The organism is Maritimibacter sp. HL-12, from assembly GCF_900177545.1.
Taxonomy (GTDB): Bacteria; Pseudomonadota; Alphaproteobacteria; order Rhodobacterales; family Rhodobacteraceae; genus Sinisalibacter.
On record NZ_FXBQ01000001.1, the window covers coordinates 1,694,508 to 1,709,830 of the forward strand.

Annotated in this window: 13 protein-coding genes and 1 tRNA gene; 6 read left to right on the forward strand and 8 right to left on the reverse strand. The window is 65.3% G+C overall.

Annotation, left to right across the window (positions count from 1 at the left end; translation table 11 throughout):
• Positions 1 to 229 precede the first annotated feature (229 nt).
• Positions 230 to 2,386, forward strand: coding sequence for a polyribonucleotide nucleotidyltransferase (gene pnp / locus B9Y97_RS08435; protein WP_085528177.1), 2,157 nt, complete (start codon positions 230 to 232; stop codon positions 2,384 to 2,386).
• A gap of 102 nt (positions 2,387 to 2,488) precedes the next feature.
• Here the strand turns inward: pnp and B9Y97_RS08440 are convergent, their stop codons facing one another.
• The 3 genes from B9Y97_RS08440 to B9Y97_RS08450 form a co-directional block, all read right to left on the reverse strand.
• Positions 2,489 to 3,220 carry a metallophosphoesterase family protein gene (locus B9Y97_RS08440; RefSeq protein WP_085528178.1) on the reverse strand — a complete coding sequence of 244 codons (732 nt, stop codon included), beginning with the start codon at positions 3,218 to 3,220 and terminating at the stop codon, positions 2,489 to 2,491.
• Between the two features lie 76 nt (positions 3,221 to 3,296).
• Complete coding sequence (gene serA / locus B9Y97_RS08445) at positions 3,297 to 4,889, reverse strand: phosphoglycerate dehydrogenase (RefSeq protein ID WP_085526326.1); 1,593 nt, start codon at positions 4,887 to 4,889, stop codon at positions 3,297 to 3,299.
• Positions 4,890 to 4,977: 88 nt separating this feature from the next.
• On the reverse strand, positions 4,978 to 6,120 hold the full coding sequence (locus B9Y97_RS08450; protein ID WP_085526327.1) for a phosphoserine transaminase: 1,143 nt from the start codon (positions 6,118 to 6,120) through the stop codon (positions 4,978 to 4,980).
• A 296-nt stretch (positions 6,121 to 6,416) separates the two neighbouring features.
• Here B9Y97_RS08450 and serB point away from each other — a divergent pair, with 296 nt between their 5' ends.
• From serB to B9Y97_RS08470, 4 genes are all read left to right on the forward strand, one after another.
• A complete protein-coding gene (serB, locus tag B9Y97_RS08455; RefSeq protein WP_085526328.1) occupies positions 6,417 to 7,286 on the forward strand; it encodes a phosphoserine phosphatase SerB in 870 nt (289 codons plus the stop codon).
• Positions 7,287 to 7,442: 156 nt separating this feature from the next.
• Entirely contained in the window at positions 7,443 to 9,293 is a 1,851-nt protein-coding gene (mutL, locus tag B9Y97_RS08460) for a DNA mismatch repair endonuclease MutL (RefSeq protein ID WP_085526329.1), read from the forward strand.
• Positions 9,290 to 10,522 carry a DNA recombination protein RmuC gene (locus tag B9Y97_RS08465; RefSeq protein WP_085526330.1) on the forward strand — a complete coding sequence of 411 codons (1,233 nt, stop codon included), beginning with the start codon at positions 9,290 to 9,292 and terminating at the stop codon, positions 10,520 to 10,522. The genes mutL and B9Y97_RS08465 overlap by 4 nt, the downstream gene beginning before the upstream one ends.
• Before the next feature lie 62 nt (positions 10,523 to 10,584).
• Positions 10,585 to 10,980 (forward strand): DUF3775 domain-containing protein, encoded by a 396-nt coding sequence (locus tag B9Y97_RS08470; protein WP_085526331.1) that lies wholly within the window; start codon positions 10,585 to 10,587, stop codon positions 10,978 to 10,980.
• 45 nt (positions 10,981 to 11,025) lie between these two features.
• On the opposite strand, the gene B9Y97_RS08475 is transcribed toward B9Y97_RS08470, so the two are convergent.
• The 5 genes from B9Y97_RS08475 to B9Y97_RS08495 all read right to left on the reverse strand — a co-directional run bounded on the left by B9Y97_RS08475 (position 11,026) and on the right by B9Y97_RS08495 (position 14,291).
• A complete protein-coding gene (locus tag B9Y97_RS08475; RefSeq protein WP_085526332.1) occupies positions 11,026 to 12,168 on the reverse strand; it encodes a saccharopine dehydrogenase C-terminal domain-containing protein in 1,143 nt (380 codons plus the stop codon).
• 1 nt (position 12,169) lies between these two features.
• The gene (locus B9Y97_RS08480; protein WP_085526333.1) at positions 12,170 to 13,225 is read right to left on the reverse strand and encodes a saccharopine dehydrogenase; all 1,056 of its coding nucleotides are present in this window, start codon (positions 13,223 to 13,225) and stop codon (positions 12,170 to 12,172) included.
• 10 nt (positions 13,226 to 13,235) lie between these two features.
• Positions 13,236 to 13,895: a histidine phosphatase family protein gene (locus B9Y97_RS08485; protein WP_085526334.1), complete on the reverse strand. Its 660-nt coding sequence runs from the start codon at positions 13,893 to 13,895 to the stop codon at positions 13,236 to 13,238.
• A 130-nt stretch (positions 13,896 to 14,025) separates the two neighbouring features.
• Entirely contained in the window at positions 14,026 to 14,151 is a 126-nt protein-coding gene (gene ykgO, locus B9Y97_RS08490; protein WP_028287243.1) for a type B 50S ribosomal protein L36, read from the reverse strand.
• Positions 14,152 to 14,216: 65 nt separating this feature from the next.
• A tRNA-Val gene (locus B9Y97_RS08495) sits at positions 14,217 to 14,291 on the reverse strand.
• A 162-nt stretch (positions 14,292 to 14,453) separates the two neighbouring features.
• Between B9Y97_RS08495 and B9Y97_RS08500 the strand changes: the two genes are divergently transcribed.
• Positions 14,454 to 15,317: an N-formylglutamate amidohydrolase gene (locus B9Y97_RS08500; protein WP_085526335.1), complete on the forward strand. Its 864-nt coding sequence runs from the start codon at positions 14,454 to 14,456 to the stop codon at positions 15,315 to 15,317.
• Positions 15,318 to 15,323 lie beyond the last annotated feature (6 nt).

Here is a 15,323-nt window from a genome sequence, read left to right on the forward strand (position 1 = left end):
ACGGAATTAACGTACAGGCCTCCGGACGTCAATGGGCTTGTCGGCATTAAGTGGCGCCAAGACCCAACCCCCTTCCCCCACGCCCACTTTTCCTGTATGGCCCCCACATCTGAGACGCAGCGCCTCGACCCCGGCGCTCGAACAGGATGATAGGGGTCGGCGGCAATGGGGCCGCCATTTCAATGGGAGACCCGCAGGGGCGGGAGTGCTCCCTTACAGGAAACGCTACATGTTCAATATTACTCGCAAATCCATGCAATGGGGTGAGGAAACGCTTACCCTCGAGACGGGCAAGGTGGCCCGTCAGGCCGACGGGTCGGTGATCGCCACGCTGGGCGAAACCTCCGTCATGGCCAACGTGACCTTCGCAAAGCAGCCGAAACCCGGTTTCGATTTCTTTCCGCTCACGGTCCACTACCAGGAAAAATACTATGCCGCGGGCAAGGTGCCCGGCGGCTTCTTCAAGCGCGAGGCGCGGCCGACCGAGAAGGAAACGCTGACCGCCCGCCTGATCGACCGTCCGATCCGCCCGCTCTTCGTCCCCGGCTTCAAGAACGAAGTGCTGGTGATGTGCACGGTGCTCAGCCATGACCTGGTGAACGATCCCGACATGGTGGCGATGATCGCCACCTCGGCGGCGCTCACCATTTCCGGCGCGCCCTTCATGGGCCCGATCGCAGGTTGCCGCGTTGGCTACGAGGATGGCGAATACATCCTCAACCCGACGATCGACGACATGCACCAGCTTCGCAGCAATTCCGAGCAGCGCCTCGATCTGGTCGTGGCCGGCACCAAGGACGCGGTGATGATGGTGGAATCGGAAGCCTATGAGCTGTCCGAAGCCGAGATGCTGGGCGCGGTCAACTTCGCGCATGAGCAGATCCAGCCGGTGATCGACCTGATCATCGACCTGGCCGAAGACGCGGCCAAAGAGCCCTTCGAGTTCACCCCGCCGGATTACTCCGATCTCTATGCGGCGGTGAAAGCTGCCGGGGAAGAGAAGATCCGTGCCGCCTACGCGATCCGCGACAAGCAGGAGCGCACCACGGCGATCAGCGAAGCCAAGCAGGCGATCATCGAGGCGCTCACCGAGGAGCAGCAAGAAGACGCCAACCTCGGCTCGGCGCTGAAAAAGCTCGAATCCGCCGTGCTGCGCGGGGACGTGGTGAAAAACGGAACCCGCATCGATGGCCGCGCTCTCGACGAGATCCGCGATATCGTTTCGGAAGTCGGCCTGCTGCCGCGCACCCATGGTTCGGCGCTGTTCACCCGCGGCGAAACCCAGGCGCTGGTGGTGACCACGCTGGGCACCGGCGACGACGAGCAGATGATCGACGCGCTCACCGGCACCTACAAGTCGCCCTTCCTGCTGCACTACAACTTCCCGCCCTACTCGGTCGGTGAAGCGGGGCGCGTTGGCCCTCCGGGTCGTCGTGAGATCGGCCACGGCAAGCTCGCCTGGCGCGCGCTTCAGGCCGTGCTCCCGGCGGCGACCGACTTTCCCTACACCATCCGTCTCGTGTCCGAGATCACCGAGTCGAACGGCTCGTCGTCGATGGCGACGGTCTGCGGCTCGTCGCTCTCGATGATGGACGCGGGCGTGCCGCTGAAAGCGCCGGTTGCGGGCGTGGCCATGGGCCTCGTGCTGGAAGATGATGGTGCCTATGCCGTGTTGTCCGACATTCTTGGCGACGAGGACCACCTCGGCGACATGGATTTCAAGGTCGCCGGCACCGAGAAGGGCATCACCTCGCTGCAGATGGACATCAAGGTTGCCGGCATCACGCCGGAAATCATGGAAAAGGCGCTGGCCCAGGCCAAGGCCGGGCGTCTGCACATCCTCGGCGAGATGTCGAAGGCACTGACCGAGGGTCGCACCGAGTTTTCCGAACACGCGCCGCGCATCGAGACGATGACCGTGCCGACCGACAAGATCCGTGAAGTGATCGGCTCGGGCGGCAAGGTGATCCGCGAGATCGTGGAAGTGTCGGGTGCCAAGGTCGATATCAACGACGACGGCGTGATCAAGATCGCCAGCCCGAACGCGGAAGCGATCAAGAAGGCACATGACATGATCCACGCGATCGTGGCCGAGCCCGAGGAAGGCGCGATCTACAAGGGCACCGTCGTCAAGATCGTCGATTTCGGTGCCTTCGTGAACTTCTTCGGCAAGCGCGACGGCCTCGTGCACGTCAGCCAGATCGAGAACCGCCGCCTCAACCATCCCTCGGATGTGCTGAAGGAAGGCCAGGAAGTCTGGGTCAAGCTACTCGGCTTCGACGATCGCGGCAAGGTGCGCCTCGCCATGAAGATGGTCGACCAGGAAACCGGCGAGGAACTGCCGGAGGAGCCGAAGAAGAAAAAGGGTGACGACGGCGACGAATGATCGCCTGACCACCTGCTGAAACGCGAAAGCCCCGGTGGAAACGCCGGGGCTTTTTCCTGCGTCCCGGTCGCCCGGAAGGCAACCTTGGGCTCAATGGTTGCGCTATTCCGGCACAACCTTGACCCGCCCCGCCTCCGTCAGCGCCCAAACGTCGCGCCCTTCGATCACCACCGGCACCAGCGGTCTGCCGTAGCCCGCGCCGGTGTCGATATTCACACGGTTGCCGTGGTGTTCGACAACCTCCACCGGGGTATGGCCGTGCACGATCAGCGGTCCATGGTCGACGCGGCTCGTCAGAAACTCGTCGCGGATCCAGCAAAGATCGTCCTCGGTCTGCTGATCGAGGGGCACACCGGGGCGGATGCCGGCGTGGCAGAAGAAAAGATCACCCACGCGATACGATGTCGGCAGGGAATCGAGAAAGGCCTGGTGTGCGTCGGGCACCTTGTCGCGCGCCTCGCGGTGGATCGTATCGGCATCGGCGGTGATATCGACCCCGTAGGACGCCAGCGCATCGCTGCCGCCGAGCCGGGAATGAAGCCAGTGGAGATCGCTGCGCAAGTTTTCGTCGTGCCGCTTGGGCCATTCGAGAAACCGCGCCATCATTCTGTCGTGGTTGCCTTTGAGCACAACCCAGGGCTCGGCTGCCTTTATCCCGGCCAACAGGAAGTCGATCACGCCCCTGGTGTCGGGTCCGCGGTCGCAAAGATCGCCGATGTGGATCACCGGCGCCGAGCTGTCGCCGGTGTCTGCGCGGTCTTGCGCGACCAACTCGTGGGCCCGTTTCAGCTCGCCGAGATAGCCGTGAATGTCTCCGATGGCATAGGTTCGCATGGGGTCTCCTTTCAGGCGCAGCATAGAAAAAAGCCCCGGCGTTTCCACCGGGGCTTTGGTTTTATTGGGCCCGACCTCAAACCTCGAATTCGAGCGGCGCGACCATCTGGAACAGTTCGGTCGAGCGCAATTCTTCCAGAACGGGCGCGGGCACCGGGGCGTCAACGTAGAGCAGCGCGATCGCATCGCCCCCCGAAACGGTGCGCCCGAGCGTGAAGTTGGCGATGTTCACACCGTGGCCACCCATCGTTGCCCCGAGCGCGCCGATGATGCCGGGCACGTCCTTGTTGGTGGTATAGAGCATGTGCTGGCCGATCTCGGCGTCGATGGTGATGCCCTTGATCTGGATGAAGCGCGGCTTGCCGTCGGAAAACACCGTGCCGGCGATCGAGCGCTGGCGGGTGGGGGTTTTCACCGTGAGCTTGATGAAACCGTCGAACACGCCCGACTTGTCCTGCGTGGTGATCGAGGTCTGGATGCCGCGGTCGGCGGCGATCACCGGGGCCGACACCATGTTGACCTCGGAGATCACCGGCTTGAGCAGCCCCGCGATCACCGCGCAGTCGAGCGCCTTGAGGTTCATCTCGGCAACGACGCCGTCGAACAGGATGTTGACCTCCTCGATCGGCTCGTCGGTCAACTGGCCGACGAAGGCACCGAGATGCCCGGCAAGCTTGATCCACGGCCCCATCACCTTGGCCTCCTCGGCGGTGACCGAGGGCATGTTGAGCGCGTTGGTCACGGCGCCCGTGAGCAGGTAGTCGGCAATCTGCTCGGCCACCTGAAGCGCCACGTTCTCCTGCGCTTCGGTGGTCGAGGCCCCGAGGTGCGGCGTGCAGACAACGTTGGCCAGCCCGAACAGCGGGCTGTCTTTCGCGGGTTCGACCTCGAAGACGTCGAAGCCCGCGCCCGCGACGTGGCCCGACTTGATGGCTTCGGCCAGCGCGGCCTCGTCCACAAGTCCGCCGCGGGCGCAGTTGATGATCCGAACGCCCTTCTTCGTCCTGGCGATGTTCTCGGCAGAAAGGATGTTGCGGGTCTTGTCGGTGAGCGGCACGTGCAGGGTGATGAAATCGGCGCGCTTCAGAAGCTCGTCGAGGTCTACCTTCTCGACGCCGAGCTTGTCGGCGCGCTCTTCGCTCAGGAACGGATCATAGGCGATCACCTTCATCTTGAGGCCGCGGGCGCGGTCGCAGACAATGCCGCCGATATTGCCTGCGCCGATCACGCCCAGCGTCTTGCCGGTGACCTCGACGCCCATGAACTTCGATTTCTCCCACTTGCCGCCTTGCGTCGAGGTGTCGGCCTCGGGGATCTGACGTGCCACCGCCATCATCATCGCGATCGCATGTTCGGCGGTGGTGATCGAGTTGCCGAACGGCGTGTTCATCACGATCACGCCCTTCTTGGACGCGGCCGGGATATCGACGTTGTCGACACCGATGCCCGCGCGCCCGATCACCTTGAGATTGGTCGCGGCGTCGAGCACGTCGGCCGTGACCTTGGTGGCGGAACGGATCGCGAGCCCGTCATACTTGCCGATTTCGGCGAGGAGTTTGTCCTTGTCCTTGCCGAGGTCGGGCAGGAAGTCGACGTCGATGCCGCGATCGCGGAAGATCTGCACGGCGGTTTCGGAAAGCTTGTCGGAAACGAGAACCTTGGGGGCCATGATGGGCTCCTTTGCTGAGGGCGGGTGCCGGACTGAAGCCGGGCCTGCATTTGGAAGGTTCGAGTGGGAGCAGTCCCCCACCCGGGGACTATTGCGCGTCGATCTCGGCGTTGAACGCCCAGTCGAGCCAGGGCAGCAAGGCCTGCACGTCGGCGGTTTCCACCGTGCCGCCGCACCAGATCCTGAGGCCCGGGGGGGCATCGCGGTAGGCACCGATATCGAATGCCACGCCCTCGGTTTCGAGCCGCTTGGCCACCGCCTTGGCGAAGGCGGCCCCGTCCTTGATCCGGTCGTCGGTGAACTTGACGCAAACCGAGGTGTTGGAGCGCGTCGCCGGGTCTTCGGCAAGGTTGGCGATCCAGGGCTTTGCATCGCAGAAATCGAACACGGCCTGCGCGTTGGTGTCGGCCCGGGCGACGAGGCCCTGAAGCCCGCCCACCGAGCGCGCCCAGTCGAGCGCGACGAGGTAATCCTCGACCGCGAGCATCGACGGCGTGTTGATCGTCTCGCCCTTGAAGATGCCCTCGATCAGCTTGCCGCCCTTGGTCATGCGGAAGATCTTCGGGAGCGGCCAGGCCGGTGTGTAGCTCTCAAGCCGTTCCACCGCGCGGGGGCTGAGGATCAGCATCCCGTGCGCCGCCTCGCCGCCGAGCACCTTCTGCCAGGAGAAAGTGGTGACATCGAGCTTGTCCCACGGCAGGTCCATCGCGAAGGCGGCGGAGGTGGCGTCGCAGATCGTCAGCCCCTCGCGGTCGGCGGCGATCCAGTCGCCGTTCGGCACGCGCACGCCGGAGGTGGTGCCGTTCCAGGTGAACACCACGTCATTGGCGAAATCGATTGAGGCGAGATCGGGAAGTTGGCCGTAATCGGCGGTTTTCACCACCGCGTCGAGCTTGAGTTGCTTGGCAACGTCGGTCACCCATCCGGCGCCGAAGCTTTCCCACGCCAGCATCTCGACGCCGCGCGCGCCGAGCATCGACCACATCGCCATTTCGACCGCGCCGGTATCGGAAGCGGGCACGATGCCGATGCGGTAGTCGGCTGGAATGCCGAGGATCTCGCGGGTGCCCTCGATCGCGGCGAGGAGCTTGGCCTTGCCGACAGCGGCACGGTGCGAGCGGCCAAGCGGGGCATCTGCGAGTTTGTCGAGAGAGAAAGTCGGGTTCTTGGCGCAGGGGCCGGACGAAAAGCGCGGATTGGCCGGGCGCGCTGCCGGTTGATCGATGACCATCAAAGGTATCCTTCCAGATATTCGCCCCTCGTTGGGGAGGGGTGTCCCGCCGTCGCAGATACGGGCAATGCTTGGGCTTCACAACAGGGAAAATCGCCGGGATGCGTCGGTTTGGGGAATGGATGCGACACCTCGTGGAGTGGATCGGAAACTTCGGTTCGACCGCAAGCGCCGGGGGGCTGTCTGCCCCCCGGACCCCCCGAAGGTATTTCGGGACCCAAGAAGCACGATGCGTCAGGCTGGTGTTTGCAGGTGCGATCGGCTAGAGCCCGCGCGCAGGCAACTGGAGATCGCCCATGTTCATCGCCACGCTCATCGCCGCGCCGGGAGGGCTCGACGCTTCTCTCGTCGAGAACCTGCGCAATGCCTGGGGGGGCGGGGATGCCACCTGGCTGGCACCGGGGGAGGCGGCCGAGTTTGCCGTGAACGCGATCCCCGGCAACCTCTGGGAGGTCTGGGACGATGTGCAGAATCTCGGCGTCGATCTGGCGCTGCAACCCGCCGAGGGACGGCGCAAACGGTTGCTGATCGCCGACATGGATTCGACGATGATCCGGCAGGAATGCATCGACGAGCTGGCCGACGAGGCCGGGGTGGGCGCGCATGTGGCCGAGATCACCGCGCGGGCGATGAATGGTGAGCTGGATTTCGAGGGTGCCTTGCGCGAACGGGTCGGGCTGCTCGCAGGGCTCGACGCGGACGTGATCGGCAAGGTCCTGGCGGAACGGATCACCTATATGCCGGGTGGCCGCGACCTGGTGGCGACGATGCGCGCGAACGGCGGGTATGCGCTCCTGGTGTCGGGCGGGTTCACCGCTTTCGCTGCCCGCGTGGCCGAGGTTCTGGGCTTCGACGAGGCGCGTGCGAACGAGCTCGAGATTGAGGCGGGGAGACTGACCGGGCGGGTGGTGGAGCCGATCCTCGGGCGTGCGGCGAAGGTCGCGGCGCTCGAGGAGGTGGCGGCGCGGCTCGGGATCACGCCATTGGAGGCGATCGCGGTGGGCGACGGTGCCAACGATCTGGGGATGCTCGGCCTCGCCGGCACCGGCGTGGCGCTGCACGCCAAGCCTTCGGTGGCGGCCGAGTGCGATATCCGGGTGAATCACGGCGACTTGACGGCGCTGCTCTTCCTTCAAGGCTACGCGCGGGCGGAATTCGCCGGTTGAAGCCGTGGAATGCGGTCGACGCTCGGAGGGCGGTGCTTCCTTCATCGAGCGGATGTTAACCGTAGTGCCTTCGGTTCTATGGCCCGGCAATCCCGCACTTCGCGAGCGCCCACGCCTACTGGCAGAATCGCCCGCTTGCGTGCTAGTTCTTGTGGCATGACTGATGCCATCCGCAATATGAGCGTTTCCCGCCCGGTGATCCGCCAACTCGAAGATGCCGTGATCAACCGGATCGCGGCGGGCGAGGTGGTGGAGCGGCCGGCCGCGGCGGTCAAGGAACTGGTGGAAAACGCCATTGATGCGGGTGCCCGGCGGATCGAGGTGGCTTATGCCGATGGTGGCAAGACGCTGATCCGCGTGACCGACGATGGAACGGGCATGGCCCCCGAAGACCTCGCGCTTGCCCTCGCGCGGCACGCCACCTCCAAAATCGACGGCTCCGACCTGCTCGACATTCACACCTTCGGCTTTCGCGGCGAGGCGCTGCCTTCGCTCGGCGCAGTGGGGCGCCTTGCGATCACCTCGCGCGCGGCGGGTCACGAGGCGGCGACGATCCGCGTGGCGGGCGGCGAGATCGCCCCGGTGCGGCCTGCCGCCCTGTCCGCCGGCACCGTGGTGGAGTTGCGCGATTTGTTCTATGCCACGCCCGCGCGGCTCAAGTTCCTGCGCTCGGACCGGGCCGAGGCGCAGGCGATCGGCGATGTGGTCAAGCGGCTGGCGATGGCCGAGCCGCAGATCGGGTTTGCGCTGCGCGACGTCTCGGGCGGTGGCGAGGGGCGGATACTGTTCCAGGCGGCGGCGGAAACGGGCGACATGTTCGATGCGCTGGCCGGGCGGCTCGCCCGGGTGCTGGGGCGCGATTTTGCCGAGAACGCGCTGAGGATCGACGCCGAGCGCGAGGGGCTCAGGCTCACCGGCTATGCCGCGCTGCCGACCTATTCACGCGGCGCGGCGGTGGCGCAGTTCCTCTTCGTCAATGGTCGGCCGGTACGCGACAAGCTCCTCGTCGGCGCGCTGCGGGCGGCTTATTTCGATTTCCTGAGCCGCGACCGGCACCCGGCGGCGGCGCTGTTCCTTTCCTGCGATCCGCATCTGGTTGACGTGAACGTGCACCCGGCCAAGTCGGAAGTGCGGTTTCGCGAACCGGGGGTGGCGCGGGGGCTGATCGTTTCGGCTTTGCGCCATGCGCTGGCCGAAGCCGGGCACCGCGCGTCGAGCACGGTGGCAGGCGCAACGCTGGGCGCGATGCGTCCTGAAACGACCGGGCCGCGCCTTTACCAGATGGACAGGCCGGGGCCGGGGCTCGCGCGGATGGCCTATGAGATGCAGGCGCCGGAGGTTCAGCCGGGGTTTGCCGAAGCGGCCACGCCCTCGGCGCGCTGGGATGCGCCGGAGGAGAGCGAGGTTGACCGCCGGGCGGATGAGAAGCGTCCGCTAGGGGCAGCGCGGGCGCAGGTGCACGAAAACTACATCATCGCGCAAACCGAGGATGGCGTGGTGATCGTCGACGGCCACGCGGCACATGAACGGCTGACTTATGAGAAGTTGAAGCGCCAGATGGAGGAGACCGGCGTGCCAAGTCAGGCGCTGCTCGTGCCCGAGATTGTCGAGCTTTCGGAGAGCGAGGCGCAAACGCTTCTCGCGATGGCGGAGGATCTTGCCCGGCTCGGTCTCGGGATAGAACCATTTGGTGGCGGCGCGGTCGCGGTGCGCGAAACACCTGCGATCCTCGGCACGGTGGATGCCGGGGCGCTGATCCGCGACATCCTCGATGAACTCGCAGACCTTGGAAGCACCAACACGCTTCAGGCCCGGATCGAGGCGATCTTGTCGACCACGGCCTGCCACGGCTCGGTGCGCAGCGGGCGGCGGATGCGGCCCGAAGAGATGAACGCGCTTCTGCGCGAGATGGAGGCAACGCCGCATTCCGGCCAGTGCAACCACGGGCGGCCTACCTACGTGGAACTCAAGCTGGCCGATATCGAAAGGCTGTTTGGCCGGACATGACCGAAACTGTCTCTTCCCTGGATCTCTCCGATCCCCTGGTTCTGGCCGCGCTCGTCGCGGCCGGGGCGCTACTTCTGATCGTGATCCTGTTGATCGTTGCGGTTGCCCGCGCCGGGCGCTCGGCGCGGATGGCCAATGACCTTTCGCGCCAGATCGGCGGGCTCGGCCACGCGGTGCAGGTGCTCGGGCAGGGGCAGGACCAGCTTACCGGCGGTTTGCGCAGCGTGTCGGACGCACAGGCCAATGCCCAGACCCAGGTGATCCAGACGATGGAGGCGCGGCTGGCAGAGGTGCAGCGGCAGATGCAGGAGCGGTTGCACGACAACGCGATGCGCGCGGCGCGGTCGCTCTCCGAGATGCAGGAGCGCATGAGCGAGTCGTTGCAAGGCTCGACGGTAAAGACGACGCAATCGCTCACCCAGTTGCAGGAGCGCCTCGCCACCATCGACAAGGCGCAGGAAAACATCACGCGGCTTTCGGGCGATGTGCTGTCGTTGCAGGATATCCTGTCCAACAAGCAGACGCGCGGGGCGTTTGGCGAGATCCAGCTCACCGATATCGTCTCGAAGGCGCTGCCGTCCGACAGCTACAGCCTTCAGGCCACCCTGACGAACGGCAAGCGCGCCGATTGCCTGATTCATCTGCCCAACCCGCCGGGGCCGATCGTGATCGATTCCAAGTTTCCACTGGAGGCCTACGAGGCGTTGCGCAAGGCGGATACGCAATGGGAGGTGAACGAGGCGGCAAAGGCGATGCGCGTCGCCGTGCGGGCCCATATCAAGGCGATCAGCGAGAAATACATCATCGAGGGCGAAACCGCCGACGGCGCGCTGATGTTCCTGCCCTCCGAGGCGGTCTATGCCGAGTTGCACGCGAATTACCCCGAAGTCGTGCGCGAGGGTTTCGAGAAGCGGGTCTGGATCGTGTCGCCGACCACCTGCATGGCCACGCTCAACACCATGCGCGCGATCCTGAAGGATGCCCGGATGCGTGAGCAGGCCGGGGCGATTCGCAAGACCCTGCGTCAGTTGCACCGCGATGTGGAACTGGTGGTGGAGCGGGTCGACAAGCTGAACTCCCATTTCGGCCAGGCCCGGGCTGATCTCGAAGGCATCGGAATCGCGGCGGAACGGGCCGGCAAACGGGCGGCCAAGCTCGACAATTTCGATTTCGAAGAGATCGCGCCGGAGGATGCCGAGGACAGCGTGATGCCGCTTCCGAAAGGGTGAGTGCCCTTGTCGGGGAGGCAGGCTTCGCGCTATAGCGGCATGAGATCACGACAGGAGCCGACATGATCGAAATCAGCCCCTCTAAGGTAGCCCGGATCATCATCCGTGCCCGTACCCTCGACGCCAAGACCGGCCGCTGGGATACGCCCATGGACGACGCCGAGGCCGATTCGATCCTGGAATCCCGGCCATCGGACGCCACCGAAGACGAGTTGCGCAGCTATATCTCGGATCTGAACTCCGACGAGCAGGCGAGCCTCGTGGCGATCATGTGGATCGGGCGCGAAACCTACACCGCCGACGATCTCGATGAGGCGATCGAAACCGCCAAGGCGGAAGCCACGGCACCGACCGAGGATTACCTGCTCGGAATTCCAATGCTTTCGGATTACCTCTCCGCGGGGCTCGACGAACTGGGCTACGACACCGAAGAACTGATCGACGACCACCTGAAATAGGGGCGCGACGGGCGATTCCCGGTTGAAGGAACCGCCCCGATCACTTCAGGCGAGGTGATCCACAAGCTGCATGTGCTGGGCCTGGGTGTCGATCGCGTCAAGCCAGCGCCGCACCAGCCGTTCATCCGAAGGCGCGGCCGAGACCCCGGGGCCGATCTCGCGGTCGAGCACCGAGGCGACGGCGAGCGCGACGGTGACCGACACCAGCCGCGCCATGGCCGTGCCGCGGTCGTCGCCGTGGGCGTCGAGTGTCCAGGTCTTGTGGTAGACCTCGTTGCCATCCCGTGCGGCGCTGAGCCCGACGCAGAGCACCACCCTGTCGGGCTCGCCCTCGTCATAGGCGTTCTCGGCCCAGAACTGATCCGACATTTCCTTGAGGCGGGCGTCACCGGCCGCGCCTTCCAGCGTTTCGATCTCGCGGAAGACGTCGGCCCATGCCTCCGACCAGCCGCCCAGCCGCAGCGTGCCGCGCACGAAATCCTTCACCGGCCAAGCCTCGTCGAAGCCATATTGCGCCATGAAGGGCAGCGAATCCCGGTTGGGGTAGACCTCGAAGGTTTCTGGCGTGGGGAGCGGGGCGTCGTAGCTCGATAGCGCATCCCAAGGCCGGGCCACTTCCAGCACCGAATGCGCCTTGATCGAGCGCGAGGGCGAGCGCAGGGCCTTCAGCACCCCGAGCGGCGACCATGAAAACTTGTAGCGGAAGGCGTTGGTGTATTTCGGCACGCCGCCACAATAGGAGATGAAACTGATGGTGTTTTTCAGATCGTATGCGGGGGATTTGCGGTAATCCTCAACCAGCCAATGCGCCATCAGGTGGTCGATCCCCGGATCAAGGCCGACTTCGTTGACCAGCGCAACGCCCGCCGCCTTCGCCTTCTCGTCCAGCGCCCGCATTTCCGGCGCGATGTAGGACGACGAGACGAAATGCGCGCCCTTCTCGATGCAAAGCTCGGCCAGCGGCAGGTGCCAGTCGGCGGGCAGCATCGAAACCACCACGTCGCCGGGGGCGAGCGCCGCGCCGAGCGTTTCGGGATCGAAGGCTCGGATATCGTCGGTGAGGTGCCCGACCGCCTCTTGCGCCTTGTCGACCGTCCGGTTCCAGACCACGAGATTGCGGCCTTCTTCGATTAACCGCTTGAGGCCGGGAATCGCCGAAAGGCCGGTGCCGCACCAATGAATCGTCATCTCAGATCCCTTTCATCTTTTCATCGAACGTGGCTTTCGCGCGGCCCCAGACACCAGCGTCGAGATTGCCGAGCGTCAGCAGTGCAGGCAGAAGCTGGGCCGCGTAATCTTCCGAGCTTTCCACCGGCAGCAACGACGGCAGGTTGTCGATCGCCATCACGTCGAGCGGCGGATGGTCGGCGACGCGCACCACCGGTGCCTGCCAGTCGGTCGCCGCATCGTAGATCGGCACCGGGTTGTAATCGCTGTCGGGGTCGCAAGCGACATCGCCGATCACGCTGAGGCGTCGGGGCTGGTCGAGCGCCTCGCGGCCCACGAACACGGGAGTGCCGGGCCGGGCGAAGATGCAGTTGAGGAAGATGTCGTGGTCGAGGATGTCCGGGAACGGGCCACCTTGCGCGGTTTCGGCCATGTCCCAACGGGTCACGTCCATGCCAAGCTCGGCGCAGAGATCGCCGGCACCGCTGCCGACCCTGCCGAGCGCGCCGATCACGATGGCGCGGGGCAGAGGCCGCGCGGTGGCGGCCAATTCGGCGCGCAACTCCTCCACCAGCGTGGCCTTGTCCGGGTAGGTGGTGACCGGGTTGCAGATCCCGCCTGCCTCCTGTGCCGCCCAGGCCTTGACCGAAACCGCGGCCCCGGCGAAGCCCGCCCAGTAGCCGAAGGCGGCGATGCGGCGGCCCGTCTCGTCGACGAGGTATTCCAGATCGAAGAGCGTGCCGCCCCCTGCCTTGAAACGCGCGAGCAGGCGGCGGCCGGAGTGCTGGCCCTTGAAGGCATGGCCGAACATGATGTGGGCATGACCCAGCGGCGTGTCGTCGTCGGGCAATTCTTTCAGCCCGAAGATGATCGCGTCGCGCGGCGCTTCGGGCCAGGCGTTCTCTGCGACGATCTCGCAACCTGCATCGCGGTAACCTTCGATCGGGATCTTGCGCTGCGCGCTTTGCTCGACGCTCACCCGGATCCCTGCCGCGATCAGCGCCCGCGCGCCCTCGGGGGTCAACCCGACCCGTTCCTCGTTTGGCCGCTGCTCGGCCCGGACCCAGAGATGCGTCATCCCGCCCTCCTCAGATATAGGTGCGCGCGTGGTGCCTGTCGGGTCGGGCGAGGTGCGGCACGGCGTTGAACTGCGTCAGCGTGAGGCCCGATCCGACCGGGTGCAACTGGTGCACCGAGGTGTTCATGATGGTGAGCGCGAGCCGGGCGAAGGCCCCAAGCTCGAGTCCCATGGCAACCCGCACCGCCATGGCGATGAGCCCGCCCGAGGTGACCACCAGGGCGCGGCCCTTGCCCGCGGCGATCTCGTGTAAGGCGTCGGAAACCCGGGACTGGAAGGCAAGGAAACTCTCGCCCGCACCCTCGATCTTGCCATCCTGCCAAGCGGTGAACACCAACGGCAGATGATCAATGAACTCGTCGCGATTCGTCGGCATCGGGATGCCGTATTGCGCGTGCATCCTCGCCGACAGGTCGAAATAGGCGACCTCGTTCAGCCTTGGATCGGCCTCGACCTCGCCGAATCGCGTGGCCTGCATCGCGCCCGCTGTCTCGACATGGCGGATCAGCGTGCCGGAATAGATCCGGTCGAAGCCCTCGCCCGCGTCGTGCCAGTAACCCCCAAGCCAACCGGCCTGCTGGTGGCCAAGCGGCGAGAGCGAGTCATAGCCGGTTTCATCCTGCGCAGCGGAATTGGCCTGGCCGTGGCGTATGAGGGTGATCTGTGACATGGGGCATGGCTACCGCGCGGACGCGTCGGGGGAAAGGGGGAGTTGGCCGAAACGAGGGTGCAATTCTCCCCAAAACGCGAAAGGCCGTCAGGTTTCCCCGACGGCCATTCAGAACAGCTCGTTGCGAAGCTCAGCCCTGGCGGGCTTTGAACCGGCGCTGCGTCTTGTTGATGACGTAGACGCGGCCCTTGCGGCGCACGACACGGCAGTCGCGGTGCCGAGACTTCAGCGAGCGGAGCGAATTGCGGACTTTCATGGCCCTTCTCCTCTTGTCGCGGCGCCGGGAGCGCCAGTTGAATTTCTTGCCCTTTCGGGCGGCGATGGTGGGCGATACTGGGATCGAACCAGTGACCCCTTCGATGTCAACGAAGTGCTCTACCGCTGAGCTAATCGCCCCTTGAGATCTTTGCCCGAGCGCCCCGACCGGGACATTCAAACACACAGACGCGGGGATCCCCGCGCCAGTTCGCGTGTCTATAGAAGGTTGCCGACGGCTGCGCAAGGGGCTTTTGGCGGACGCAAAAATCCTCCTATAGTGCCGGTCAGGAGGTGCGCGCGATGCCCCAGGCCTACGAGATCTTTCAGCCGATCCGGCGCAGCACGAGCGTGGTTTTTGCCTCGCCCCATTCAGGTCGGGTCTACGACCAAAGTTTCCTGCGCCGGTCCGTGCTTGATGAGCGCACCATCCGGTCGTCGGAAGATGCCTTTGTCGATCTGTTGTTTTCCGCGGCGCCCGCGCATGGTGCGCCCCTGATCGCGGCCAATGCCCCGCGCGCTTTTGTCGACCTCAACCGCGGTGCCGAAGAGCTCGATCCGGCATTGATCCGGGGGGTGAAGCGGGGCGGGCACAATCCGCGCGTCAGTGCGGGGTTGGGGGTGATTCCCCGCGTCGTGGCCGGCGGACGCGAGATCTATCGAGGCAAGCTCTCGCCGGTGGAGGTCGAAATGCGGCTTGCCGCGCATTGGCACCCGTACCATGCGGGGCTTCAGGGCCTGCTCGACGAATCGCACGCGCTGTTTGGCGAGGCGATCCTGATTGATTGCCACTCGATGCCGCACGAGGCGATCGAGAGTCTGTGCCGCGCGCAGGACGGCAATCCCGAGATCGTCGTCGGTGACCGCTTCGGCGCCTCCGCCGACGGGGCGATCGTGGCGCGGATCGAGGCGGCGTTTCGGGCCGCCGGATTCCGCGTCGCGCGCAACGTGCCCTTTGCCGGTGCCTATACCGCACAACACTACGGGCGGCCGTCGCGGCGTCAGCACGTGGTCCAGATCGAGATCGACCGCTCGCTCTACATGGATGAGGCGCGGCTATGCCCGAACAAGGGGTTTGACGCTATCCGCAAGGTTCTGGACCGGATCATCGGTGAGATCGCAATGATCGGCCGTCCCGCCGAAAACCTGCCGCTGGCTGCGGAGTAGGCGAAA

What these genes read in the sequence shown, in the direction of transcription:
- B9Y97_RS08440 (WP_085528178.1), bottom strand. Translation starts at nt 3,220, where the DNA reads ATGCGAACCTATGCCATCGGAGACATTCACGGCTATCTCGGCGAGCTG.
- pnp (WP_085528177.1), top strand. Translation starts at nt 230, where the DNA reads ATGTTCAATATTACTCGCAAATCCATGCAATGGGGTGAGGAAACGCTT.
- B9Y97_RS08485 (WP_085526334.1), bottom strand. Translation starts at nt 13,895, where the DNA reads ATGTCACAGATCACCCTCATACGCCACGGCCAGGCCAATTCCGCTGCG.
- ykgO (WP_028287243.1), bottom strand. Translation starts at nt 14,151, where the DNA reads ATGAAAGTCCGCAATTCGCTCCGCTCGCTGAAGTCTCGGCACCGCGAC.
- mutL (WP_085526329.1), top strand. Translation starts at nt 7,443, where the DNA reads ATGACTGATGCCATCCGCAATATGAGCGTTTCCCGCCCGGTGATCCGC.
- B9Y97_RS08465 (WP_085526330.1), top strand. Translation starts at nt 9,290, where the DNA reads ATGACCGAAACTGTCTCTTCCCTGGATCTCTCCGATCCCCTGGTTCTG.
- serB (WP_085526328.1), top strand. Translation starts at nt 6,417, where the DNA reads ATGTTCATCGCCACGCTCATCGCCGCGCCGGGAGGGCTCGACGCTTCT.
- B9Y97_RS08450 (WP_085526327.1), bottom strand. Translation starts at nt 6,120, where the DNA reads ATGGTCATCGATCAACCGGCAGCGCGCCCGGCCAATCCGCGCTTTTCG.
- B9Y97_RS08475 (WP_085526332.1), bottom strand. Translation starts at nt 12,168, where the DNA reads ATGACGATTCATTGGTGCGGCACCGGCCTTTCGGCGATTCCCGGCCTC.
- B9Y97_RS08500 (WP_085526335.1), top strand. Translation starts at nt 14,454, where the DNA reads ATGCCCCAGGCCTACGAGATCTTTCAGCCGATCCGGCGCAGCACGAGC.
- B9Y97_RS08470 (WP_085526331.1), top strand. Translation starts at nt 10,585, where the DNA reads ATGATCGAAATCAGCCCCTCTAAGGTAGCCCGGATCATCATCCGTGCC.
- serA (WP_085526326.1), bottom strand. Translation starts at nt 4,889, where the DNA reads ATGGCCCCCAAGGTTCTCGTTTCCGACAAGCTTTCCGAAACCGCCGTG.
- B9Y97_RS08480 (WP_085526333.1), bottom strand. Translation starts at nt 13,225, where the DNA reads ATGACGCATCTCTGGGTCCGGGCCGAGCAGCGGCCAAACGAGGAACGG.